The following is a 21,830-nucleotide window of genomic DNA, read 5'->3' on the forward strand; positions in this document are numbered from 1 at the left end:
CGCGGGCTGGGTGACGGGCGCGGTGTGGGGCCATCGTCGCCGGCCGCGGGCAAAAACAAAGGCGGCGCCGCTCAGACCAGAGCCTGCGCGAGCACCGCAAAACACTCTATTTTTGATAGCTTCCAGCGCTGGTGGGGCATGCGCTGGCGTGGGATTTTGCTTGGATTCAGCCTGCGGCGTTCAGCTGCTGTTCCAGCTTGTTCAGCACCTGGTAGCACGGCAGCACCTGCGCCACGCTGCTGTTGGGCTCGCGCCCTTCGCGGATGGCGGCGAAGAACTCGCGGTCTTGCAGCTCAATGCCGTTCATCGACACGTCTACTTGGCTCACATCGACCGGCGTCTCGGCGCCCTTGCTGTGCGTTTGCACCAGATCATCGTAGCGGGCGATGTAGGTGGCTGTGTCGCCGATGTAGCGGAAGAACGTGCCCAGCGGGCCGTCGTTGTTGAAGCTGAGCGACAGCGTGCAGATGGCGCCGTTGGCAGCCTTGAGCTGGATGCTCATGTCCATCGCAATGCCCAGGTCCTTGTGGATCGGGCCTTGCACGGCGTTGGCCTGCACGATGGGGCTGCCCGCCTGGTAGGCAAACAGATCGACCGTGTGCGCGGCGTGGTGCCACAGCAGGTGATCCGTCCAGCTGCGCGGCTCGCCCAGCGCGTTCATGTTGGTGCGGCGAAAGAAGTAGGTCTGCACATCCATCTGCTGGATGTTGAATTCGCCCGCCTGGATCTTCTTGTGCACGTACTGGTGGCTGGGGTTGAAGCGGCGGGTGTGGCCCACCATGGCCACCAGACCGGTTTTTTTCTGCAGCGCCAGCACTTCTTCGCCCTGCGTCAGCACGTCACACAGCGGAATTTCTACCTGCACGTGCTTGCCGGCTTTCAGGCAGGCGATGCTCTGCGCGGCGTGCATCTGCGTGGGCGTGCACAGGATGACGGCGTCCACCTCTTTCAGCGCCAGGCTCTCGTCCAGATCGGTGGTGACGTGGCCGATGCCGTACTTGGCGGCCACTTCCTTGGTCTTGTCCAGGTCGCGGCTGATCAGCGAGACGACTTTCACGCCGTCGATGTTCTGAATGCCGTCCAGGTGCTTGATGCCGAAGGCGCCGGCCCCGGCCAGCGCCACGTTGATGGTCTTGCTCATGTTACTCCTAGGTTGATAGCTGCCCGCGCTGGTGTGGCGGGCGCTGGAGGCCGATCAGGCCTGGTCTTCAAGAATGAGGTGCCCCACCGCCGTGTTGGAAGCAGGCACGTGAAAGAACCGGTGCGCCACCTTGGGCGCGGGCCCGCCCGCCACGTCGGCCATGGCGCCGCGGGCGATCAGCCACATCACCAGCTCGATGCCTTCGCTGCCCGCCTCGCGCACGTATTCGATGTGCGGCATCTTGGACAAATCCGCCGGGTCCGCGATCAGCCGGTCCAAAAACCGGTTGTCCCATTCCTTGTTGATGAGCCCCGCGCGCGGGCCTTGCAGCTGGTGGCTCATGCCGCCGGTGCCCCAGATCTGCACCTTCAGCGGCTGGTCGTAGCTTTCGATCGCGCGGCGGATCGCCTGGCCCAGCGCGAAGCAGCGCGCCCCCGATGGCACGGGGTACTGCACCACGTTCACGGCAAAGGGAATCACCTTCACCGGCCAGGCGCTGGGGCTGCCGAACATCAGGTTCATCGGCACCGTCAGGCCGTGGTCCACCTTCAGGTCGTTGACGATGGTCAGGTCAAAGTCCTGCTGAATGACCGACTGCGCGATGTGGCTGGCCAGCTCGGGGTGGCCTTCCACCACGGGCACCGGGCGCGGGCCATAGCCTTCGTCTGCCGGCTCGTACGACGCCGCCGTGCCGATGGCGAAGGTCGGAATCACGCCCAGGTCGAAGCTGGTGGCGTGGTCGTTGTAGACCAGGAAGACCACGTCGGGCAGGTTGTCCTTCATCCACTGCTTGGACGGCTCGAACCCCGCAAACAGCGGCTGCCAGTAAGGCTCTTCGGTCTTGCCCAGGTCGATGGCCGCGCCGATGGCCGGCACGTGCGACGAATACACCGACGCGGTGACGCGCGCATGACCCGCACCGGGCGCAGCGCCGGTTTGATTCTGCGCATGCTCGTCCATGATCTGCGCGGCCAGCGCCTGCTGCTGCGCGTGCTCCCAGGCTTTCCACGCCTCGGATTGCGCGGCCGGGCCCTGGGCGTTGCCACCCTCGCCCACCGTGCGGTTGCCTTCGGCGCTGCGCCCGCCGCCCACCATCATGTCGCGGTACTGGTGCTCGGTCATGCCGGTCATGCTGCCGGCCATCTGCTGAAAGCTCAGGCCGTCGGTGGCGCCCAGCTTGGCCAGGAAGTAGATGTTGCCGCCGGTGCGCATGGCCCAGTTCAGGTCGCGCGCGCGCACGGCGGCGCGCTGCTCGTCGGTCATGGGCCATTCGGCCAGATAGGCGTCTTCGTCGGCCTTGAAGCGCTCGCGGTTCTCGGCCTTCATCAGGCTCATGCAGAACTGGTTGAGCCAATAGCCCTTGCGCGATTGGTCGGCGTCAAAAATCGTCGTGCCGGGCACGTCGAGATAGGGTTTGTCCAAAGCCATGGAAAAGTCTCCTGAAAGTGAGCGGGGTCACCACCCCAGCAGAACGGCCGCCAGGGCGACCAGCGCGGGCAGCGCCTGCACGAAGAAGATGCGGCGCGAAGCGGTGGCCGCGCCGTACGCACCGGCCACGGCCACGCAGCCCAGGAAAAACGTCGCCACGTGCCGCGCCCACACGGCGTCGCCAATCAGCAGCGCCCAGACCAGCCCCGCCGCCAAAAAGCCGTTGTAAAGCCCCTGGTTGGCCGCCAGCGTGCGCGTGGGCGGAAACATCTCGGGCGGCAGCGAGCCCTTGAACACCTTGGGGCCCTTGGTGGTCCACGCGAACATCTCCAGGTAGAGGATGTAGGCGTGCTCCAGCGCGACCAGGCCAATCAACACTTGCGCGATCGTTCCCATGGGTGTCTCCTCAACCGGGTGTAGGCGTTGGCGTCAGGCGCGGGCCTCTTCGGGCCAGTACAGGCGCATGGGGTTGTCCACCAGCAGCTGCTGCTGCATCTGCGGCGTGGGCGCGATGTGCGGGATGAAGTCCACCAGCAGGCCGTCGTCGGGCATGTGGTCCTTCAGGTTGGGGTGCGGCCAGTCGGTGCCCCACAGCACGCGGTCGGGGAATTCCTCGACCACGCGGCGCGCGAAAGGCACCACGTCGCGGTAGGCGTTCTGTTCGCCATCCAGCGCCTTGGGGCCGGTGGCGCTCAGGCGCTCAGGGCAGCTGACCTTGCTCCACACGTTCTTATGCTCGCGCATGAACTTCAGGAACAGCGCGAATTCGTCGCTGTCCACGCCCTTGCTGACGTCCGGGCGGCCCATGTGGTCCACCACCACGGTGGTGGGCAGCGCGGTGAAGAAGTCCCACAGCTCGGGCAAATCCACCGCTTCAAAGTAGATGACGACGTGCCAGCCCAGCTTGGCGATGCGGCCGGCGATCTCCAGCAGCTCATCCTTGGGCGTGAAATCCACCAGCCGCTTGACGAAGTTGAAGCGCACGCCGCGCACGCCGGCAGCGTGCAGGGCCTGCAGCTCTTCGTCGGTCACGCTGCGCTTGACGGTGGCCACGCCGCGCGCCTTGCCCTGCGAAGACTGCAGCGCATCCACCAGCGCCCGGTTGTCGGCGCCGTGGCAGGTGGCTTGCACGATCACGTTGCGGGCAAAACCCAGGTGGTCGCGCAGTGCGAACAGCTGCGCCTTGCTGGCGTCGCACGGCGTGTATTTGCGCTCGGGCGCGTACGGGAACTCGGCGCAGGGGCCGAACACGTGGCAGTGCGCATCCACGCTGCCGGCGGGCAGCTTGAAGCGCGGCGTGCTGGGGCCTTCGTACCAGTCCAGCCAGCCGGCGGTTTTCTCAAAAGGGCCTGTGGTGGGTTTGCTCATGAAAAGCTCGGTGGAATGGGTTCAGTCAAGTGAGACGTTGGCCTGGCGGATCACCTCCGCAAAGCGCTGCGTTTCGCCCTTCTGGAATTGCTGGAACTGCTCTGGCGTGACCGGGAAGGGCGCGTAGCCAAAGCTCTTGAACTTTTCCTGCACGTCGGGCGCGGCCAGGGCCTGCGCCACGTCGCGGCGGATCTTGTCTGCCGTGGCTGGGGGCAGCCCGGGCGGCACAGCCAGCACGTTCCAGCCCGTCACCTCGAAGCCCTTGGGGCCACCCGATTCGCCCACGGTGGGCACGTCGGGGTAGGCGGGCCAGCGCTGCGGCGCGGTGATGGCCAGAAAGCGCAGTTTGCCCCCACGGTACAGCGGCCCGGCGGTGGCGGCGCTGCCCAGGGCGAAGTCGATTTCACCCGTGGAGACCGAGGTGTACAGCTGCGTGGTTTCCTTGAAAACCACGTGCTGCATCCGCGTGCCGGTGGCGGCGGCGAACATCTCGCTGCCCAGGTGCACCGGGTTGCCAATGGACCACGAGCCGTAGTTCAATTTGCCGGGGTTCGCCTTGGCCGCGGCAATGATGTCGCCCACGGTCTTGTACTTGCTGTTGGCGCCCACCGTGAAGAAGAACCACGTCTTGAACAGCGGCAGCAGCACGTCGAAATCTTTGACCGGGTCGTACGACAGCTTCTTGAACAGCGCCGGGTACGCGGCCAGGTGCACGTTGTCCAGGATGAGGATGTCGCTGCCGTCCTTGGCGCCGCGCTTGAACGCGTCGATGGCGATGAAGCCGTTGCCGCCAGGGCGGTTTTCCACCGTGACGGGCACCCCCCACGCGCGCGAGAGCTTTTCAGCCACCAGGCGCGACACGCCGTCCGGCCCGCCCCCCACCGGAAACGGGTTGATGATGCGCACCGGCTTGCCGCTCGCAAACGGTGACGCCGGGGCCTGCGCCTGAGTGGCCAGCGGTAGGCCGGACGCCAGGGTGGCGCCAGCCAGCGCGATCATTCGGCGGCGGTTGGGATGGGGCATGGCGTATCGCCTCGTTGATGTGATCGCCGTAGTGTCGCGGGGATTCAGTCGATGTAGCGCAAGCCTGCTTTCTCCAGCCCTTCGCGCATCTTGTAGTAATCCAGCCCCAGCACGCCGCGCGCGAAGATGTCGCGCTTGCTGCCCTCATTGGCCTCGCGCTGGCGGGCGGTTTCGAGCGTCTTGGCCGCCATGGCGCGCGGCACGCATACCACACCATCGTCGTCGGCCACGATCACGTCGCCCGGCGCCACCAGCGCACCGGCGCAGGACAGCGGCACGTTGACCGACCCCAGCGTGGCCTTGATGGTGCCTTTGGACGAGACGTATTTGCTCCACACCGGAAAGCCCATCTCGCGCAGCGTCTGCGTGTCGCGCACTCCCGCTTCGATGATCAGCGCCAGCGCGCCCTGCGCCATGAAGCTGGTGGCCAGCAGGTCGCCAAAGTAGCCGTCGCTGCAGTCGGCGGTGGGCGTGGCCACCACGATGTCGCCGGGGCGGATCTGCTCGGCCGCCACGTGCATCATCCAGTTGTCACCCGGCTGCAGCAGCACGGTGACGGCCGTGCCCGACACCTTGGCGCCCTGCTGGATGGGGCGCATGTAGGGCTTCATCAGGCCGACGCGGCCCATGGCTTCGTGCACCGTGGCGCTGCCAAATTCGGCCAGCGCGGCGGCCACTTCGCTGTCGGCACGCTGAATATTGCGATAGACGACACCCAGTTCGTACATGGCTTGAATCTCCGATATGCTTCAAAAACAATAGCTGCCATCGCTGATGCAGCGTGCGTCAGGGGCCGATTTGGCTTGAAAACCGCCCTCGGCCACCGCCAACGCCGCTGCGCCCGCCCTCACTGGCCCTTGGCTTTCAGCGCCGCGTCCAGGCGCGGGTACACGCGGCGCGCGTTGCCTTCGTAGACCTTGTAGCGCGCTTCGTCGCTCAGGTTGGCGGTGGCCTGCACGTAGCGCTTGGTGTCGTCGTAGTAGTGGCCCGTTTCGGGGTCGATGCCGCGCACCGCGCCAATCATTTCGCTGGCAAACAGGATGTTGTCCACCGGGATCACCTTCGTCAGCAGGTCGATGCCGGGCTGGTGGTATACGCAGGTGTCAAAGAAGATGTTGTTCAGCAGGTGGTCTTGCAGCAGGGGCTTTTTCATCTCCTGCGCCAGGCCACGGAAGCGCCCCCAGTGGTAGGGCACCGCGCCACCGCCGTGCGGGATGACGAACTTCAGCGTGGGGAAATCCTTGAACAGATCGCCCTGCAGGCACTGCATGAAGGCCGTGGTGTCGGCGTTCAGGTAGTGCGCGCCGGTGGTGTGAAAGCACGCGTTGCAGCTGGTGCTGACGTGGATCATGGCGGGGATGTCGTACTCCACCATCTTTTCGTAGATGGGATACCAGTGCCGATCGGTCAGCGGCGGGCTGGTCCAGTGGCCGCCGCTCGGGTCGGGGTTCAGGTTGATGCCCACGTTGCCGTACTGCTCAACGCACTTGACCAGCTCGGGGATGCAAGTGGCCGGGTCCACGCCGGGGCTTTGCGGCAGCATGGCGGCGGGCACGAAGTGATCGGGGAACAGCTGGCTGACGCGATAGCACAGCTCATTACAGATGGCCGCCCAGGTGCTGCTGACTTCAAAGTCGCCGATGTGGTGGGCCATGAAGCTGGCGCGCGGGCTGAAGATGGTCACATCGCTGCCGCGCTCTTTCATCAGCCGGAGCTGGTTGGTCTCGATCGACTCGCGCAACTCGTCGTCGCTGATCTTCAGGTCGGCCACTTTGGGTTTGGCGGCCGGGTCTTTGATGCCGGCGATCTGCTGGTTGCGCCAGTTTTCCAGCGCCTTGGGCGCGGTGGTGTAGTGGCCGTGGCAATCGATGATCATGGGTATGGTCTCGGGTGATCGAAGGGGTTCAGTGGGCGCCCGTGGGCTTCAGCGACACAGGCGCGTCCGGCTGGGGCGAAAAGCGGTTCTTGATCAGCAGCGCGGCGGCCGCCACCAGCCCCGGTATGCCAACGAGGATAAAGACCTCAGGCAGCGGCAGGTGGCGGCGCGCCAGCTCGGCCACAAAGAACGAACCGGCAATGCCGCCAAAGCGGCCGATGCCCAGCGTCCAGGCCACGCCCGTGGCGCGGCCGGCAGTCGGGTAGTACGCCGCGGCCAGCGCTTGCATGGACGATTGCGCAGTGTTCATCAGCAGCCCGGCAAAGAACACCGCCGCCGCCAGCACCATCGGCGTGGAGCCCACCACTTGGCCAATAAAGCCCACGGCCAGGCAGGTGAGGAAGTAGCCTGTGGCGATGATGCGGTTGGGGTTGAAGCGGTCCATCAGGTAGCCGAAGAAGATGGCGCCAATGCCGCCCAGCTGGAACAGCGCGGCAATCACGGCGGCGCGGGCCGGCTCGATGCCCGCTTCTTTGAACAGCACCGGCATCCAGTTCACCAGGCCGTAGACGATCACCAGGCCCGAGAAGTAGGCCAGCCACAGCATCACCGTGCCGACGATGTAGGGGCGCGACAGCACCAACGCCAGGCCGGTCTTGCCGCTGGCCTGGGCCACGGCGGCCCTGGTTTCGCCCATCACGAAGGCGGTGGCGCGACGGGCTTCGCTGGAGATGCGGGACAGCACCTTGCGGATGCGCTCGACCGGCGCGCCGCGCACCACCATGAAGCGGGGCGATTCCGGCATCACGAACAGCATCACCACCACCAGCAGCAGCGGCACCACGCCGCCCACCACCAGCAGGCTGCGCCAGCCGAAGTGCGGGATCAGCCACGCGGCGAAGAAGCCGCCAAAGGCCGAGCCAATGGGAAAGCCGCAGAACATGCTGTTGGTGATGAACGAGCGCTTGTTGTCGGGGCAGTATTCGTTCATCAGCGTGACCGCGTTGGGCATGGCCGCGCCCAGGCCCAGGCCGGTGATGAAGCGCCAGATTTCCAGCTCGGTCAGATTGCTGGACGTGGCCGAGGCCAGCGAGGCCGCGCCCATCAGCGTGACCGAGCCGATCAGCAGCCATTTGCGGCCAAAGCGGTCGGCCAGCGGCCCGGCGCCCAGCGCGCCAAACGCCAGGCCAAACAGCGCGGCGCTGAGCACCGGCGCCAGCGAAGGCTTGTCGATGCCCCATTCGCTGATCAGCGAAGGCGCGATGAAGCCGATGGCGGCGGTGTCAAAGCCGTCCATCAGCACGATCAGAAAGCTGAGCGCGAAGATGCCCCACTGGTAGGGCGAAAACGGGTGCGAATTCAGAAACTGCTGGACGTCGACGACGTCCGCTGCGCCTGCACGGCTGGATGGGTTCACGCTGTCTCCTTGTTTTGGATGGCATGGCGGCCGCTTGCGCGATGACGGCACCACGGGCCCATTCTGGCGACGCGCCCTTGCCACTGCCAGCCTTAGGGGCGACTAGCTGATATAGCAAGATTTAATATCTCCGCTTCGGTTATTCTCGTTCTTGAGGGGGATCAAGCCTTGGATCTGGTGCAGCTGCTTTATTTCGTGCGCGTGGCCGAGCTGGGCAGCTTCACCCGCGCGGCGGCGGCGCTGGGCGTGGCCCAGCCGGCGCTCAGCCGCCAGGTGCGCCTGCTGGAAGTCGAGCTGCGCCACACCCTGCTGCGGCGCACGGGCCGCGGCGCGGTGACCACGGCGGCGGGCGCGCTGTTGCTGGAGCACGGGCGCGGCATCCTGCACCAGGTGGATCGCGCGCGCGACGAGCTGGCGCAAATGCGCGGCGGCCTGGCCGGGCGGGTGGCCATCGGCCTGCCGCCCAGCGTGGCGCGGGCGCTGACGGTGCAGCTCTCGCGCGCCTTCCAGGCGCAGCTGCCCGACGCGCGCCTGGCCGTCAGCGAGGGCCTGTCCACCGGCCTGCTCGAATCGCTGGTGGCCGGCCGGCTGGACGTAGCCGTGCTGTACAACGCCGCCGCCACGCCAGATGTGGAAATCACTCCGCTGGGGCGTGAAGAGCTGCTGCTGGTGCAGCCCGCCGCCGCGCCGCCAGGCGGCCATGCTGACAGCGCGGACGGCACAGCGCCCACCGCCCACGCCACGCTGGCCGAGCTCAGCCAGCTGCCCCTGGTGATCCCCAGCCGGCCGAACGCGATCCGCATGCACGTCGAAGGCGCGCTGGCCCAGGCGGGCCTCAGCCCCACGGTGGCGATGGAGGTGGACGGCATTCCGTCCATCCTGGAGCTGGTGGCCGGTGGCGCCGGCTGCGCCGTGCTGTCGCGCCAGACCGTGCTAAGTGCGCAGCGGCCCGAGGCTTTTCGCCTGCGCCGCATCCAGGCCGAGGGCGGCGCGGGCCTGCAAATTGCGCTTTTCACCGCCGTCAGCGCCCGCCGCCCCGCCACCCGCACCCAGCTGGCCCTGCTGGAGCTGCTGCGCACCCTGGTGGCCGAAGAAGCCGCCACGCGCCAAAAACTGCAATTTTGATAGCTGCCAGCGCTGGCTGCACCTGCGCTGAAGGGCGATTTCTTTGGCTATTTTTGCGCGGCGCCGCGCCCGATCAAGGCCGCAGCGGCTGAATGACGCCCAAGGCGCCGCGATCGCGGCCTCCCATCACGGTGGATGCATGCGCCGGCGCGCCGCTGTCGCCACAAGCGCGCTGGCCAGCGCCCGGCCCGCTTGAGCATCTGGCGCCCACAGCCGCCATCCCGCCGCTAAGGCCCGCCTCAGACCGCGCCGCAAGAATCGCCCTATCGCGATGATTGATGTTGACAATGCGAATCACTCGCATTTAAGATGTAGGCATTGCGATTCACCCTGCTTCAGGGAAAGCTGCCAACCATGATTGTTTGTGTCTGCAACCGAGTGTCCGACCGCGAGATCACCCGCCAAGCGCACGCCGGCATGAGCTTTGACGACATCCAGCTCGAGCTGGGCGTTGCCACCTGCTGCGGCCGTTGTGAAGGCTGCGCGCGTGAGCTGGTCGAGCAGTGCAGTGCCAGCCATCCGATGGCGGCGCTGCACCTCAATGCCCCGGCCGCGCCCGGGGTGGCCGCAGGAGTGTGACCGCCATGGACGCCACCGCCGTCTGGGCCGCCTGTGTGGCGCTGGCGCTGGTGTCTGCCGCCACCTGGTGGGTGCTGCGCCGCTGAGCTTCGGCGGGCTGCCGCCTTTGCCGCCCGATCTGCCCTAACCAGTCATAGACAATTCGACGCATGCCGACGGTCGGTCGGTGGGTGACCTGTTTCCAATCACGATGTCTGCTACCGCGCCCCCTCCCAGCCACGCAGCGCCGCTTATCGGCCGCAATGCCGCCATCATTGGTGGCGTGGTGGTCTTCCACGGCCTGGCGCTTTGGGCCTTGAACAACGGGCTGCTGCAGCGCGCGGTCGAAGTGGTGGTGCCGGCTGAAATCCTGGCCGAATTCATCGCCCCGCCGCCCCCGCCCGCCGCGCCACCCGCACCGCCGGTGGCGTCGCCACCGCCGCCCGAGCCCGTCAAGCCGCGCGTTGCCCCTTCACCCGCGCCGCGTCCGAAACCCGCGCCGCGCCCCGCGCCCGCCCCGCAGCCGCTGGCCGTACAGGAAGCGTCGCCCACCGCGCCCGTCATGGCGGCTGCGCCCCCGGCGCCCGCGCCCACACCGGCCCCTTCGCCACCGCCGCCTGCCCCCCCGGCGCCGCCCGCGCCTGAGCCGGAAGTGGTGCTGCCGTCATCGAACGCCGCTTACCTGAACAACCCCAAGCCGCCCTACCCGGCCATGAGCAAACGCCTGGGCGAAACCGGCCGCGTGGTGCTGCGCGTGCTGATCGGCGCAGACGGACGCGTGCAAGATGCGCGCATCGAGCGCTCCAGCGGGTTCGACCGCCTCGATCAGGTCGCGCTGGAAACCGCCCGCGACCGCTGGCGCTACCGCCCCGGCACGCGCAATGGCGTGCCCGAGGCCATGTGGTATCGCGTACCCATCAATTTCACGCTGGACCAGTGAGCCGCCCGCCCTGCGCCAGCCCCCAGATTTGACTTATCGGAGTGAGTGAGAAATGAATTCGCAATTTGGCTTGATGCACGTTTGGACCCAGGGTGACTGGGTGACGCGCTGCGTGTTCAGCGCGCTGGTGCTGATGTCGCTGGCTTCCTGGATCGTCATCCTGATCAAGGCGCTGGACGTGGTGCGCTCCAAGCGCCAGGCCGCGCAGGTCGAAGGCTTCTGGCATTCCTCCGACATGGCCGAAGGGCTGACCAAGCTGGGCGATGCCGACCGCAACGCCTTCCGCGAGCTGGCCGTGGAAGGGCGCGAAGCCGCCGCCCACCACCGCGCCACCAAGGCGCAGCTGCACGACACGCTGGACGCCAGCGAATGGATTTCGCGCGCCCTGCGCAACAGCATGGACCAGACCACGGCCCGCCTGCAGGCTGGCCTGGCCATCCTGGCTTCGGTCGGCTCCACCGCGCCGTTCGTGGGCTTGTTCGGCACCGTCTGGGGCATCTACCACGCGCTGATGAGCATCGGCTCGGCGGGCCAGGCCAGCATCGACCAGGTGGCCGGCCCCATCGGCGAGGCGCTGATCATGACCGCCCTGGGCCTGGCCGTGGCCATTCCGGCCGTGCTGGGCTACAACGCCCTGGTGCGCGGCAACAAGTTCATCCTGACCAAGCTGGGCCGCTTTGCGCACGACCTGCACGCCTACTACGTCACCGGCGCGCGCGTCACCGGCAGCACCAGCGCCGACCCGCGCGTGGTGTCGATGAAAAAAGCCTGATAGCGAAGCGAAAGAACCACCATGGCCGGATTCACCGCAGACGACCAGGAAGAGGTGATGAGCGAGATCAACATGGTCCCGTTCATCGACGTGATGCTGGTCTTGCTGATCATCTTCATCATCACCGTGCCGGTGATGAAACACGCCGTCAACGTCGAGTTGCCGCGCGCGTCCAACGAGAAAGAGCAGATCAAGCCTGAGACGCTCAACCTCACCGTCATGGCCGATGGCAGCTACGCCATCAACGACGAAAAAATCCCTGACGACCAGCTGGCCCCGCGCCTGCAGGCCGAAGGCGCCAAGCAGCCGCAGCCGGATCTGCACATCCGCGGCGACCGCGACGTGCGCTACGAACGCGTGGCGCAAGCCATGGCCGCCGCTCAGCAGGCCGGTCTGAAGAAGATCGGATTTGTGACCGAGCCGAAACCGGCCCCTTGAAATCAGCCCTCTGAAAACGGCCCTTTGATTCTGGGAGAACCTTCATGAGCACCCTGTCTCTTCCCGCCTCCGTCGCCGGCCTGCGCGCTGCTGCGGCAGTCGCGCGCCCCGCCCCGCGCCCCATCGCCGTCAGCCCCGTGGCCGCGGCGCCCATGCCCAGCGATCAGCTGCTGCAGGGCCGCAAGGCCGTAGAGATCAGCCACAACGGCTCGGTCTACCGCCTGCAGGCCACCAAGCTGGGCAAGCTGATCCTGACCAAATAAGCCGTGCGCCGCCGGGCCCACCCCAGCGGCACACCCGCCAACCGTTTCATCGTGGGAGGCGCCGCGTAAGGCGCCGTTGACAGAGCCAGCCAGGTCTTCCCAGCCAACTCTCTTTTTCTCACGCACCGTTTTTTCTGAGTTTTTATGGGCCTGATGGGCCGACAGCGCTGGTGCAGACTGCGCTGGCAGCTACCAGATCAGTAGCACCTTCAGGTTGCAAGCTTTCATCGTGGGAGGCGCCAACGCGGCGCCGTTGACAGAGTCAGCCAGGTTTTGCCCAGCCAGCTCTCTTTTCCACACCGCTTTCGTCCCGCAGCGTGCTTTGAATGGTCAAAACGCCTGCCAGCGCCCGTCCACACGGCGCCAGCAGCTATGAATACCGAAGCACTCTGCCGCCTGAACCGATCATCGTGGGAGGCGCCGTGTAGGCGCCGTTGACAGAGCCAGCCAGGTCCGCCCAGCCAACTCTCTTTTATTTCGTGGCGCTCAGTTGGGGTGCCCAATTGGCCGCCAGCGCTGGTGCACAGTGCGTCGGCAGCTATCAATTTAAAAGCAAATCGCCCGCCCGCCGGTTCATGCGGATTGGCCGTAAAGGGCGCTCCGCCGGCCCGGTTCACTGCATCAAGCTTCACCGATTCACGCCTTCTCGATTCATTGTGGGAGGCGCTTGGCCCAAGCCAGCGCCATTGACAGAGTCAGCCAGCCAACGCCCGCCACCCGCAGGGCCGCACCAGCCAACTCTCTTTTCCCGCCAGTGGATTGCAGCGCTCAATTGAAGAAGAAAACAGGCCCTGGCGCGCGTCCGACGGGCGCCAGCAGCTCGTGATTTCATAGCGACTCAGGTGGCGAGCCGCGTGGCGATTCAGGTGGACCAAATGCGCGGCAGCACGTCGGGCAAGCCCCACAGCGCCTGCCGCCACGCGCCGCGCACGCGCCGCAGCGCTGCCGTCGCGGGCTCGACCACCGGCGCCACCACGCGCGCCACCAGCACGCGCGGGTGCGGGCTGGTCACCCCACCCACCCAATTGCCGTTGGCCTCGTGTACGTCACCTTGGTCGCCCTGGCCCAGCGCCTCGCGCGCTGCATCCAGCGCCTGCTCGCGCCGCGCCCGCTCCAGCGGCGTGCCGCCAATCCAGAACACGCTGGCCAGGCAGCGTCGCCCGCCCAGGCCCAGCGGGCCTTCCAGCAGGCGCTGGTCGTCGGCGGCGATGCGCCCGCGCTCCAGCCAGACGCCCGGCACCTCGATGTGCTGCAGCACGCTGCCCGCCACAAAAGGCTGGTCGGCCAGCGGCAGGCCCAGGGCGGTGACGTCCCACCCGATCAGCTCGCCGCCCGGCGCCACGTCCATGCTCAGGTGGTTTTCGGCCAGGCAGCCGCTGTAGTAAATCGCCTCCAGCGGCAGCCATTCCAGCCGCGCCCCGGCATCCACCCGCAGCGCGGCGCGCTGCACGCCCGCCAGCCCTTCGCTGCGGTAAAAGCGCGTGGCGCCCGGCGTGGTGACCAGCCCATGCGCGCCCGCCTGCGCGTGCACCCGAATGTCCAGCACGTCGCCGCCCACCACGCCGCTGGGCGGATGCACCAGCACGTTCTGGCAAATGCCATCGCCTTCCGGGTACAGGCTTTGCAGCACCCGCAACGGGCCCTGGTGGCGGTGCCGCGCGACGGTGCGGCCGCCGGCGGCGGAGTAATCGAGGGAGAGTTCGGCGCGCCAGGTCATTGGGGCTGGATCATAAGAGCACACCGTGGCGGTGGCGGCCTGTGCCGGCGGTGCAAAGCCACGTTGACGGCGAGCGCGACCCACGACCTGATTCAGGCTGATCGCCTTATACCGGCCCCCAATAATCTTCACGCACTCAAGTTGCGTAAAAAACCATGAGCCGCGATCACCCAAAATACCATGGTATTTTTTATTTTCAACACGAAACCACCAAGAAGACCGAAAGATGGAAGCGCACGGATATTCCAGAACGCTGGCAAACGATATTGTGGATGCCCTCCACAGCATTGAGACACCTTCGGATGACCGCTCAAGCATGGCATGCGCTCTATTCACCATCGTCCATGAGCACCACCAAGCCATCGTGGTTTTGCTTGAGGGCCAGCTGTATGGCTCTGCCGCTGCGTTGCTGAGAAGTATTTTCGAGTCCTACGTTCGTGGGGCTTGGGTATTGCAATGCGCCAGCAGCAAGGACATTTCTGATTTTCAGAAAGACAAGTGGAAAGAGGGGCCATTTGAGGACAGGCTGAAAGAGCTGGAAGCCGTTGACTCGGTCGCTTATGGCGGATTGGTACACCTCAAAACCACCGCTTGGACCGCTTTGAACAGCTACACCCACAGCGGAATGAGGGCGGTATCCAGAAGGTTTTCCGGTAATGATTTGATACCCAGTTACGCTCCAAAAGAAACTGCGGAAATCGAGCGGTTGGCGAACGTGTTTGCCATACTCGCGGCGCTGTCAATCGCAGAGCTGTCGGGCCATACCGATGCGATGGATGCGACCAAGGCCGTGGCGGTTGAGTTCAAACCCCAATACCCGCTGTGAATCGCACCGGTGTGCCCGGCAATGCCACCACGGCGCAAATGTGCAGCGACTTACCTGGAGTGGGTTTGCGCGGATGGGGCAGCACGGGTTGGTTGCCCCGTGATCGCGCGAACACGCGGCAGCCGAAAGCCGGGTGCGCCCCCCTTTCGCGGCGCCCTGTGCCGCCAACACCCTCCAAAAGCCGAACAAGTTGGCAGTGCAGCCGCCACCAAGGGCGCGCTGCCGCTTGGACGTCCCAGCGTGCTTAATAAAATGGCAATCCATCAAGTTAGCTGCCAATTCACAACCGATCGACGCATGTACACGACTCAACTGGCCACTTTTCTATCCAAACGCGCTCGGCATCTCGGGCTCGCGGTGCTGGCGGCGGCTGCGGTTCCAGCGGCGTGGGCGCAGACGGCGCACCCTAACGGCGATCTGCAGGCCATTGACTCGACCATCGTGCGCCCCTCCGGCGTGGCGGTGGATGCAGCGGGCAACGTGTATGTGACCAGCTTCCGCACGGGCAGGCAAAACAGCGACCCGCCCACCGGGGGCGTGTACAAGCTGACGCCGCAGCCCGACGGCAGCTACGTCAAGAGCCAGATCAACGACCCGGCCACCCCGTTGACCACACCGTCGGGCATTGCGGTGGACGCGGTGGGCAATGTGTACGTAGCGCAGGGGTCGTGCTTCTCGGGCGCCACCAGCTGCAACCAGCAGACCGCGCCGTGGCCCAGCAAGGTGGTGATGTTTACGCCGAGCGGCAGCACGTACACGCAAAGCGACATCACGACCGACCCGCGCGCTGGCTACAACACCAACTCTGGTCAATGGCCGCTGGTGATTGCGCCGGCCGGGCTGGCGGTGGATGCGGCAGGGGCAGAACATCTTCGTGTCGGTGTACAAGTGGGGCCCGGGCTCGGGGCCCACGTCGGCCACCTGCTTCACCTGTGCAAGACCGGCGCCAGCTGGAGCAGTACCGGTTGCGCACAGGGCTTTCCCAGATCGATAGCACTGAACGCTGGCGTGGCGCTGGACGGCAGCGGCAATGTTTACTTTCCGGACGCGGGGTGGACGAACTTCAACACCTTTCCGTTCGTGCAGTACCCAAGCCAGCTCTACAAGGCCACGCCCGCAGTCAGCACCTACAACCCCACGGTGATCGCCACGCCGCCGCTGCCTGCGTCGACGTGGGCTGCCGTCGATCCGCTGACAGGTGTTGCCGTGGACAGCGCGGGCCAGAACCTGTACTACACACTGCCGTCGAAGCAGCTGCTGGGGCTGATGGCGCCACCGGCCTCAGCAACGCCCAACACCATTCCGGGCATCACCACGCTGATGACCACGGCCAACTTCCCGGACACCAACCTTACCGGCACGCAGATGAGCGCGGGATTTCCCACCGGCATTGCGCTGGACACCGCCGGCGCGCTGTACCTGACCAACCCCAACCGGCCTATCCAGGGCCAATCACCCCAAGCGGGCGCCAACGTGGTGGCCAAGCTCAAGCCGATGGTGTGGGACTACGGCACGGTGGACGTGCTGCAAAGCAGCGCCTCGCACACAGTCATGTTCACGGTGGACAGCGCATCGCCTGCGGCCGTGGTGAGTATCGGGACATCCGATCCGGCCTTCGTGGTGGATACCGCTGGCCCCAACAGCTGTCGCAACGCCGCTGCCGCCGGCCCCTGCTCGGTCACCGTGAAGTTTTCACCCACCGTGGCCGGCCCGCAGCAAGGCTATGTGGAGCTGAAAAACGCCCAAGGCACGGTGATTGCGCAGATTCTGGTGCGGGGCAACGGCTATTCGGCGGCCGTGCCGGTGCCGGGCTTGCGCGAATGGGCGCAGATGCTGCTGTCTGCCCTGCTGGCAGTGGGTGCCGTACTGGCCTTGCGGCGCAAGGTGTAAGCCTGCGCACGGCGGGGGCGGCGATGCGATCCGCCAACGCCACCCGCGCCAACGGGGTTGCCCGGCCAGAAGCCGCCGGGCGCCGCATCTGCAGCGCGCCTAAGCCCCCTTCACACTAGGCCCGCCCGCACCTGGGCGCGCGGCCTGGCGCCGGCGATCACGTGTCTTTGGAGATCGTGATGCTGGGGAACTTGCTGGAAAAGTCCTTGGCCTTTTGCGCGACAGATATCGCCACCTTGCGCGCCACCTGCTTGTAGATGGCGGCGGCTTCGCCGTCAGGCTCGGCCACCACCGTGGGCGTGCCGGCATCGGCCTGTTCGCGGATGCTGCGCGACAACGGCAGCGCGCCCAGGTAGTCAATGCCCTTTTCTGCCGCGTAGCGCTTGCCGCCGTCGGCGCCGAAGATGTGGTCCACATGGCCGCAGTTCGTGCACACGTGCACGGCCATGTTCTCCACCAGCCCCAGGATGGGCACGCCCACCTTCTCGAACATGGCCACGCCCTTGCGCGCGTCGGCCAGGGCAATGTCTTGCGGCGTGGTGACGATCACCGCACCCGTCAGCGGCACGCGCTGGCTCAAAGACAGCTGGATGTCGCCCGTGCCGGGCGGCATGTCGACGATCAGGTAGTCCAGGTCTTTCCAGTTGGTCTGGCGCAGCAGCTGGTCCAGCGCCTGCGTGGCCATGGGGCCGCGCCAGATGGCCGCGTCGTCCGGGTTGATCAGAAAGCCGATAGACATCAGCTGCACGCCGTGGCTTTGCAGCGGATCCATGCTCTTGTCGTCCGGGCTGGTGGGGCGGCCACTGGCGCCCATCATCAGCGGCACGCTGGGGCCGTAGATGTCGGCATCCAGCAGGCCCACCTTGGCGCCCTCGGCGGCCAGCGCCAGCGCCAGGTTGGCGGCGGTGGTGCTCTTGCCCACGCCACCCTTGCCCGACGCCACGGCGATGATGTTCTTGACCTGCGGCAGCAGCGGCACGCCGCGCTGCGCGGCATGCGCCACCACCTGCGACTGCAGGTTGGCCGACACATTGGTCACGCCCGCCACGGTGCGCGCCGCAGCGATCAGCGCCTGGAGCAGCGCCGGCACCTGGCTTTGCGCGGGATAGCCCAGCACGACGTCGAAGGCCACGTCGCCCCCGGTCACCTGCAGGTTCTTGAGTTGCTTGGTCGACACGAAATCCTTGCCGGTGTTCGGGTCGATGACGGTTTGCAGCGCCGCCAGCAGGGCGCCTTGATCCACGGCCATGGGAGTTGTTTCTTGGTTCAAAAGGGGGAAGGGGTGAGTCTAGCGAAGCACGGCGCGGGCGGAGGTAGGCCTGCGCCGCGCACGGGATTGGGGGATGGAAATTTGGCACTGGCGCTGGTGGGGCTTGCGCCGGCAGCTATCTTTTTTGATATTCGATTGGGTTGATAAGGGCAGAGGCCCGGTCTCGGCCCCGCCTTTGCCCTCATCAACCCCACGAAAACATCAAAAAAGATAGCTGCCCGCGCAGGTCAGACCAGCGCCAACGGCCCATTTCATCAGAACCGACAGAATAGGTTCTAAGATTCCCCCATGCCCCCCACAGCACAGCCGCCCACCCCGGGCCGCACCCCAGCCACCGGCCTGGTGCTGACCGGCGGCGGTGCCCGGGCGGCTTACCAGGTGGGGGTGCTGCGTGCCATCCGCACCCTGCGCCGCGCAGCCGGCGCAGCAGCTTCGGGCAACCCTTTTCCCATCGTCTGCGGTACCTCGGCCGGGGCCATCAACGCCGCCGCGCTGGCCGCCGGCAGCGACCACTTTGACAGCGCCGTGCGCCGCTTGACCCGCGTGTGGTACCAGTTGCACGCCGATCACGTGTACCACGCAGATGGCTGGTCCGCCGTGCAGGCGAGCACGCGCTGGATGTCCCTGCTGTCGCTGGGCTGGGCACTGCGGCACTGGCGCCAGGTGCGCCCGCGCTCGCTGCTGGACAACGCGCCGTTGGGCGAACTGCTGCGCGCGCAGGTGCCGCTGGAGCGCGTCGCGCAGCAACTGGCCGACGGGCATTTGCAGGGCTTGTCGATCAGCGCGTCCAGCTACGCCAGTGGCGAGCACGTCACCTTCTACCAGGCGAATGCGCCCATCGCGCCGTGGACGCGCGCTCAGCGCCGTGCGGTGCCGGTGCAGTTCCGCACCGAGCACCTGCTGGCCTCGTCGGCCATTCCCTTCATCTTTCCCGCCGGTGAAGTGCAGGTCGACGGCCAAACCAGTTGGTACGGCGATGGATCGATGCGCCAGGTGGCGCCGATCTCACCGGCCATTCACCTGGGCGCCGATCGGGTGCTGGTGATCGGCGCCGGGCGCGCCAACGAGCCGCCCGGTGCGGTGCGCCCCAGCGGCGCGGCGTACCCGTCGCTGGCGCAGGTGGCGGGGCACGCGCTGTCCAGCATCTTTCTGGACACCTTGTCGGCCGACGTCGAACGCACGCAACGCATCAACCACACGCTGTCGCTGGTTCCGCCCGAGGCGCTGGCCCGCAGCCGCCTGCGGCCGGTGGATCTGCTGGTGATCTGGCCCTCGCAGCGGCTGGACGACCTGGCTGCACAGCACGTGGCCGAACTGCCGCCAGCGGTGCGCGCCCTGCTGGGCATTCTGGGCGTGCAGCCGGGCGACGCGCGCACCGGCGCGCTGGCCAGCTACCTGCTGTTCGAGCCGGGCTACATCCGGGCGCTGATGCAACTGGGCTGGGACGACACCCTGCGCCAGCGCGCCGAGGTATGCCGCTTCTTTGGCTGGGCCGACCCGCCCCGCCCCGACAGGGCCAGACGCCCTGCGCCCATGCGCTGATGCCCGCGCACGCCCTTTAGCGAAGCCGCCCGCGCGGATCGGCCACATCCGTAAAATCCCTGCTTTTGCCTGCCCGCGCCGCGGCGCGCGACTTGCCATGTCCCAACGCCAGCTCTTCATCACCACCGCCCTGCCGTACGCCAACGGCACCTTCCACATCGGCCACATCATGGAATACATCCAGGCCGATATCTGGGTGCGGTTTCAGCGCATGCAGGGCCACGCGGTGAACTTTGTGGGGGCCGACGACGCCCACGGCGCGCCGATCATGATCGCGGCCGAAAAAGCAGGCAAAACGCCCGAGCAGTTCGTGGCCGAAATTGCCGCCGGGCGCAAGCCGTACCTGGACGGCTTTCTGATCAGCCACGACAACTGGTACAGCACGCACAGCCCCGAAAACACGGCGCTGGCGCAGGCGATCTACACCGATCTGAAGGCGGGTGGGCTGATCGAGACGCGCACCATCGAGCAGTTCTTTGACCCGCAAAAGGGCATGTTCCTGCCCGACCGCTTCATCAAGGGCGAATGCCCCAACTGCCACGCCAAAGACCAGTACGGCGACAACTGCGAGGTGTGCGGCGCCGTGTACGCGCCCACCGAGCTGATCAACCCCTATTCGGCCCTCTCGGGCGCCAAGCCCGAGCTGCGCACCAGCGAGCACTTCTTCTTCAAGCTGTCCGACCCGCGCGCGATCGACTTCCTCAAGACCTGGACGACCAGCCACGGCGCGGTGCAGCCCGAGGTGCTGAACAAGATCACCGAATGGATCGCGCCCGGCGAAGACGGCAAGCCCAAGATGGGCGACTGGGACATCAGCCGCGACGCGCCGTACTTCGGCATCGAGATTCCCGACCAGCCGGGCAAGTACTTCTACGTGTGGCTGGACGCGCCCGTGGGCTACCTGGCCAGCCTGAAGAACCTGTTCGACCAGGGCCGGGGGCAGTCGGCGGGCGGCAAGGCGCTCAGCTTTGACGAATTCATGGCCGACCCGGCCACCGAGCAGTACCACTTCATCGGCAAGGACATCATCACCTTCCACACCCTGTTCTGGCCCGCGATGCTGCACTTCAGCGGCAGCAAGACGCCCAACAAGGTGTTCGTGCACGGCTTTCTCACCGTGAACAACGGCGAAAAGATGAGCAAGAGCCGCGGCACCGGGCTGGACCCGCTGAAGTACCTCAGCCTGGGCATGAACCCCGAATGGCTGCGCTACTACCTGGCGGCCAAGCTGTCGGGCCGCAACGAGGATCTGGATTTCAACGCCGACGACTTCATGGCGCGCGTGAACGCCGATTTGATCGGCAAGTTCGTCAACATCGCCAGCCGCGCGGCGGGCTTCATCAGCAAGCGCTTTGACGGGCGCCTGTCGGTCATCGCCGACGACGGCCTGACGCTGGTGCAAAAGCTGCGCGCCGCGCGCCCCGGCATCGAGGCGCTGTACGAGCAGCGCGAATACGGCAAGGTGGTGCGCGAAGTGATGGCGCTGGCCGACCTGGTCAACGCCTACGTGGACGCCAACAAGCCGTGGGAGCTGGCCAAGCTGGAAGGCCAGAACGAGCGCTTGCACGACGTATGCACCACCTGCATCGAAACCTTCCGCATCCTGGCGGTGTACCTCAAGCCCATCCTGCCCAAGCTGGCAGCCGACGTGGCGGTGTTCCTTATGGTGCCGCCCGAAACCTTTGCCGACGTCGACAACCCCCTGGGCGCCGGTTCACACATCGGTGAATACAAACACCTGATGACGCGCGTGGACGCCAAACAGCTAGAAGCCTTGTTTGAGCCGCCAGCGCAGGCGCAACCAGCGCAGGCAGCTATCGAAAATGAAGCAAACGCCGAAGCCTTTGCCCCCGGCGGCGAGGCCCTGGCCGACACCATCACCATCGACGACTTCGTCAAGATCGACCTGCGCATCGCCAAGATCGTGGCGTGCGAGGCGGTGGAAGGCTCCAAGAAACTGCTGCGCCTGACGCTGGACGCGGGCGAGAAAAACGCCGATGGCACACCGAAGCTGCGCAACGTGTTCAGCGGCATCGCCAGCGCCTACCAGCCCGAGCAACTGCAGGGCAAGCTGACAGTGCTGGTCGCCAACCTGGCGCCGCGCAAGATGAAATTCGGCGTCAGCGAAGGCATGGTCATGGCCGCAAGCCATGGCGATGAGAAGGCCAACCCCGGCATCTACGTGCTAGAGCCGACCGAGGGTGCGCAGCCGGGGATGCGAGTCCGCTGAGCCACC

20 protein-coding genes and 1 pseudogene are annotated in these 21,830 nt (G+C 66.3%); 10 read left to right on the plus strand and 11 right to left on the minus strand.

Features of this window, described 5'->3' with window-relative positions:
- Nucleotides 1–166: 166 nt before the first annotated feature.
- The 9 genes and pseudogenes from C6570_RS16455 to C6570_RS16490 form a co-directional block, all read right to left on the minus strand.
- Nucleotides 167–1,141 carry a Gfo/Idh/MocA family oxidoreductase gene (locus C6570_RS16455; protein WP_106704179.1) on the minus strand — a complete coding sequence of 325 codons (975 nt, stop codon included), beginning with the start codon at nucleotides 1,139–1,141 and terminating at the stop codon, nucleotides 167–169.
- A 54-nt stretch (nucleotides 1,142–1,195) separates the two neighbouring features.
- On the minus strand, nucleotides 1,196–2,101 hold the full coding sequence (locus C6570_RS16460) for a class III extradiol dioxygenase subunit beta (protein ID WP_245896516.1): 906 nt from the start codon (nucleotides 2,099–2,101) through the stop codon (nucleotides 1,196–1,198).
- Nucleotides 2,102–2,248: 147 nt separating this feature from the next.
- Nucleotides 2,249–2,569: pseudogene (ligA, locus tag C6570_RS18450) on the minus strand (protocatechuate 4,5-dioxygenase subunit alpha); the annotation flags it as partial.
- Nucleotides 2,570–2,596: 27 nt separating this feature from the next.
- Nucleotides 2,597–2,965, minus strand: coding sequence for a DUF1304 domain-containing protein (locus C6570_RS16465; protein ID WP_106704181.1), 369 nt, complete (start codon nucleotides 2,963–2,965; stop codon nucleotides 2,597–2,599).
- A 33-nt stretch (nucleotides 2,966–2,998) separates the two neighbouring features.
- Entirely contained in the window at nucleotides 2,999–3,937 is a 939-nt protein-coding gene (locus tag C6570_RS16470) for an amidohydrolase family protein (RefSeq protein ID WP_106704182.1), read from the minus strand.
- Between the two features lie 21 nt (nucleotides 3,938–3,958).
- On the minus strand, nucleotides 3,959–4,960 hold the full coding sequence (locus C6570_RS16475; RefSeq protein WP_106704183.1) for a Bug family tripartite tricarboxylate transporter substrate binding protein: 1,002 nt from the start codon (nucleotides 4,958–4,960) through the stop codon (nucleotides 3,959–3,961).
- A gap of 44 nt (nucleotides 4,961–5,004) precedes the next feature.
- Nucleotides 5,005–5,688: a 4-carboxy-4-hydroxy-2-oxoadipate aldolase/oxaloacetate decarboxylase gene (gene ligK, locus C6570_RS16480; protein WP_106704184.1), complete on the minus strand. Its 684-nt coding sequence runs from the start codon at nucleotides 5,686–5,688 to the stop codon at nucleotides 5,005–5,007.
- Between the two features lie 119 nt (nucleotides 5,689–5,807).
- On the minus strand, nucleotides 5,808–6,836 hold the full coding sequence (locus C6570_RS16485) for an amidohydrolase family protein (protein ID WP_106704185.1): 1,029 nt from the start codon (nucleotides 6,834–6,836) through the stop codon (nucleotides 5,808–5,810).
- 28 nt (nucleotides 6,837–6,864) lie between these two features.
- Complete coding sequence (locus tag C6570_RS16490) at nucleotides 6,865–8,253, minus strand: MFS transporter (RefSeq protein WP_245896228.1); 1,389 nt, start codon at nucleotides 8,251–8,253, stop codon at nucleotides 6,865–6,867.
- A gap of 168 nt (nucleotides 8,254–8,421) precedes the next feature.
- Between C6570_RS16490 and C6570_RS16495 the strand changes: the two genes are divergently transcribed.
- The 6 genes from C6570_RS16495 to hemP all read left to right on the plus strand — a co-directional run bounded on the left by C6570_RS16495 (nucleotide 8,422) and on the right by hemP (nucleotide 12,349).
- On the plus strand, nucleotides 8,422–9,378 hold the full coding sequence (locus tag C6570_RS16495) for a LysR substrate-binding domain-containing protein (RefSeq protein ID WP_106704186.1): 957 nt from the start codon (nucleotides 8,422–8,424) through the stop codon (nucleotides 9,376–9,378).
- Between the two features lie 354 nt (nucleotides 9,379–9,732).
- On the plus strand, nucleotides 9,733–9,957 hold the full coding sequence (locus tag C6570_RS16500) for a (2Fe-2S)-binding protein (RefSeq protein WP_106704767.1): 225 nt from the start codon (nucleotides 9,733–9,735) through the stop codon (nucleotides 9,955–9,957).
- A 190-nt stretch (nucleotides 9,958–10,147) separates the two neighbouring features.
- Nucleotides 10,148–10,876, plus strand: a complete 729-nt coding sequence (locus C6570_RS16505) for an energy transducer TonB (protein WP_106704187.1) — start codon at nucleotides 10,148–10,150, stop codon at nucleotides 10,874–10,876.
- Between the two features lie 52 nt (nucleotides 10,877–10,928).
- Nucleotides 10,929–11,648: a MotA/TolQ/ExbB proton channel family protein gene (locus C6570_RS16510; protein ID WP_106704188.1), complete on the plus strand. Its 720-nt coding sequence runs from the start codon at nucleotides 10,929–10,931 to the stop codon at nucleotides 11,646–11,648.
- Nucleotides 11,649–11,669: 21 nt separating this feature from the next.
- A complete protein-coding gene (locus C6570_RS16515; RefSeq protein ID WP_106704189.1) occupies nucleotides 11,670–12,086 on the plus strand; it encodes an ExbD/TolR family protein in 417 nt (138 codons plus the stop codon).
- A 44-nt stretch (nucleotides 12,087–12,130) separates the two neighbouring features.
- Nucleotides 12,131–12,349, plus strand: a complete 219-nt coding sequence (gene hemP, locus C6570_RS16520; protein WP_106704190.1) for a hemin uptake protein HemP — start codon at nucleotides 12,131–12,133, stop codon at nucleotides 12,347–12,349.
- Between the two features lie 862 nt (nucleotides 12,350–13,211).
- Here hemP and C6570_RS16525 read toward each other — a convergent pair.
- Nucleotides 13,212–14,066, minus strand: a complete 855-nt coding sequence (locus tag C6570_RS16525; RefSeq protein ID WP_106704191.1) for an urease accessory protein UreD — start codon at nucleotides 14,064–14,066, stop codon at nucleotides 13,212–13,214.
- Between the two features lie 226 nt (nucleotides 14,067–14,292).
- On the opposite strand from C6570_RS16525, the gene C6570_RS16530 reads away from it, so the two are divergent.
- Complete coding sequence (locus tag C6570_RS16530; protein ID WP_123812284.1) at nucleotides 14,293–14,892, plus strand: DUF6988 family protein; 600 nt, start codon at nucleotides 14,293–14,295, stop codon at nucleotides 14,890–14,892.
- A 297-nt stretch (nucleotides 14,893–15,189) separates the two neighbouring features.
- The gene (locus C6570_RS16535; RefSeq protein ID WP_164675556.1) at nucleotides 15,190–16,782 is read left to right on the plus strand and encodes an IPTL-CTERM sorting domain-containing protein; all 1,593 of its coding nucleotides are present in this window, start codon (nucleotides 15,190–15,192) and stop codon (nucleotides 16,780–16,782) included.
- A gap of 157 nt (nucleotides 16,783–16,939) precedes the next feature.
- Here C6570_RS16535 and apbC read toward each other — a convergent pair whose 3' ends face one another.
- A complete protein-coding gene (gene apbC / locus C6570_RS16540; RefSeq protein ID WP_106704194.1) occupies nucleotides 16,940–18,031 on the minus strand; it encodes an iron-sulfur cluster carrier protein ApbC in 1,092 nt (363 codons plus the stop codon).
- Between the two features lie 309 nt (nucleotides 18,032–18,340).
- Here apbC and C6570_RS16545 point away from each other — a divergent pair, with 309 nt between their 5' ends.
- Both C6570_RS16545 and metG read left to right on the plus strand, forming a co-directional pair.
- On the plus strand, nucleotides 18,341–19,594 hold the full coding sequence (locus C6570_RS16545) for a patatin-like phospholipase family protein (RefSeq protein WP_106704195.1): 1,254 nt from the start codon (nucleotides 18,341–18,343) through the stop codon (nucleotides 19,592–19,594).
- Between the two features lie 97 nt (nucleotides 19,595–19,691).
- Nucleotides 19,692–21,824, plus strand: a complete 2,133-nt coding sequence (metG, locus tag C6570_RS16550) for a methionine--tRNA ligase (RefSeq protein ID WP_106704196.1) — start codon at nucleotides 19,692–19,694, stop codon at nucleotides 21,822–21,824.
- Nucleotides 21,825–21,830 lie beyond the last annotated feature (6 nt).

This window comes from Ottowia oryzae, from assembly GCF_003008535.1.
GTDB classification, from domain to species: domain Bacteria; phylum Pseudomonadota; class Gammaproteobacteria; order Burkholderiales; family Burkholderiaceae_C; genus Ottowia; species Ottowia oryzae.

Bases quoted from the DNA above. Each gene is read 5' to 3' on its own strand.
- metG (WP_106704196.1), top strand. From the start codon at position 19,692: ATGTCCCAACGCCAGCTCTTCATCACCACCGCCCTGCCGTACGCCAAC.
- C6570_RS16525 (WP_106704191.1), bottom strand. From the start codon at position 14,066: ATGACCTGGCGCGCCGAACTCTCCCTCGATTACTCCGCCGCCGGCGGC.
- C6570_RS16510 (WP_106704188.1), top strand. From the start codon at position 10,929: ATGAATTCGCAATTTGGCTTGATGCACGTTTGGACCCAGGGTGACTGG.
- C6570_RS16535 (WP_164675556.1), top strand. From the start codon at position 15,190: ATGTACACGACTCAACTGGCCACTTTTCTATCCAAACGCGCTCGGCAT.
- ligK (WP_106704184.1), bottom strand. From the start codon at position 5,688: ATGTACGAACTGGGTGTCGTCTATCGCAATATTCAGCGTGCCGACAGC.
- C6570_RS16545 (WP_106704195.1), top strand. From the start codon at position 18,341: ATGCCCCCCACAGCACAGCCGCCCACCCCGGGCCGCACCCCAGCCACC.
- C6570_RS16485 (WP_106704185.1), bottom strand. From the start codon at position 6,836: ATGATCATCGATTGCCACGGCCACTACACCACCGCGCCCAAGGCGCTG.
- C6570_RS16470 (WP_106704182.1), bottom strand. From the start codon at position 3,937: ATGAGCAAACCCACCACAGGCCCTTTTGAGAAAACCGCCGGCTGGCTG.
- hemP (WP_106704190.1), top strand. From the start codon at position 12,131: ATGAGCACCCTGTCTCTTCCCGCCTCCGTCGCCGGCCTGCGCGCTGCT.
- C6570_RS16530 (WP_123812284.1), top strand. From the start codon at position 14,293: ATGGAAGCGCACGGATATTCCAGAACGCTGGCAAACGATATTGTGGAT.
- C6570_RS16475 (WP_106704183.1), bottom strand. From the start codon at position 4,960: ATGCCCCATCCCAACCGCCGCCGAATGATCGCGCTGGCTGGCGCCACC.
- C6570_RS16500 (WP_106704767.1), top strand. From the start codon at position 9,733: ATGATTGTTTGTGTCTGCAACCGAGTGTCCGACCGCGAGATCACCCGC.
- C6570_RS16460 (WP_245896516.1), bottom strand. From the start codon at position 2,101: ATGGACGAGCATGCGCAGAATCAAACCGGCGCTGCGCCCGGTGCGGGT.
- C6570_RS16465 (WP_106704181.1), bottom strand. From the start codon at position 2,965: ATGGGAACGATCGCGCAAGTGTTGATTGGCCTGGTCGCGCTGGAGCAC.
- C6570_RS16505 (WP_106704187.1), top strand. From the start codon at position 10,148: ATGTCTGCTACCGCGCCCCCTCCCAGCCACGCAGCGCCGCTTATCGGC.
- C6570_RS16455 (WP_106704179.1), bottom strand. From the start codon at position 1,141: ATGAGCAAGACCATCAACGTGGCGCTGGCCGGGGCCGGCGCCTTCGGC.
- C6570_RS16515 (WP_106704189.1), top strand. From the start codon at position 11,670: ATGGCCGGATTCACCGCAGACGACCAGGAAGAGGTGATGAGCGAGATC.
- apbC (WP_106704194.1), bottom strand. From the start codon at position 18,031: ATGGCCGTGGATCAAGGCGCCCTGCTGGCGGCGCTGCAAACCGTCATC.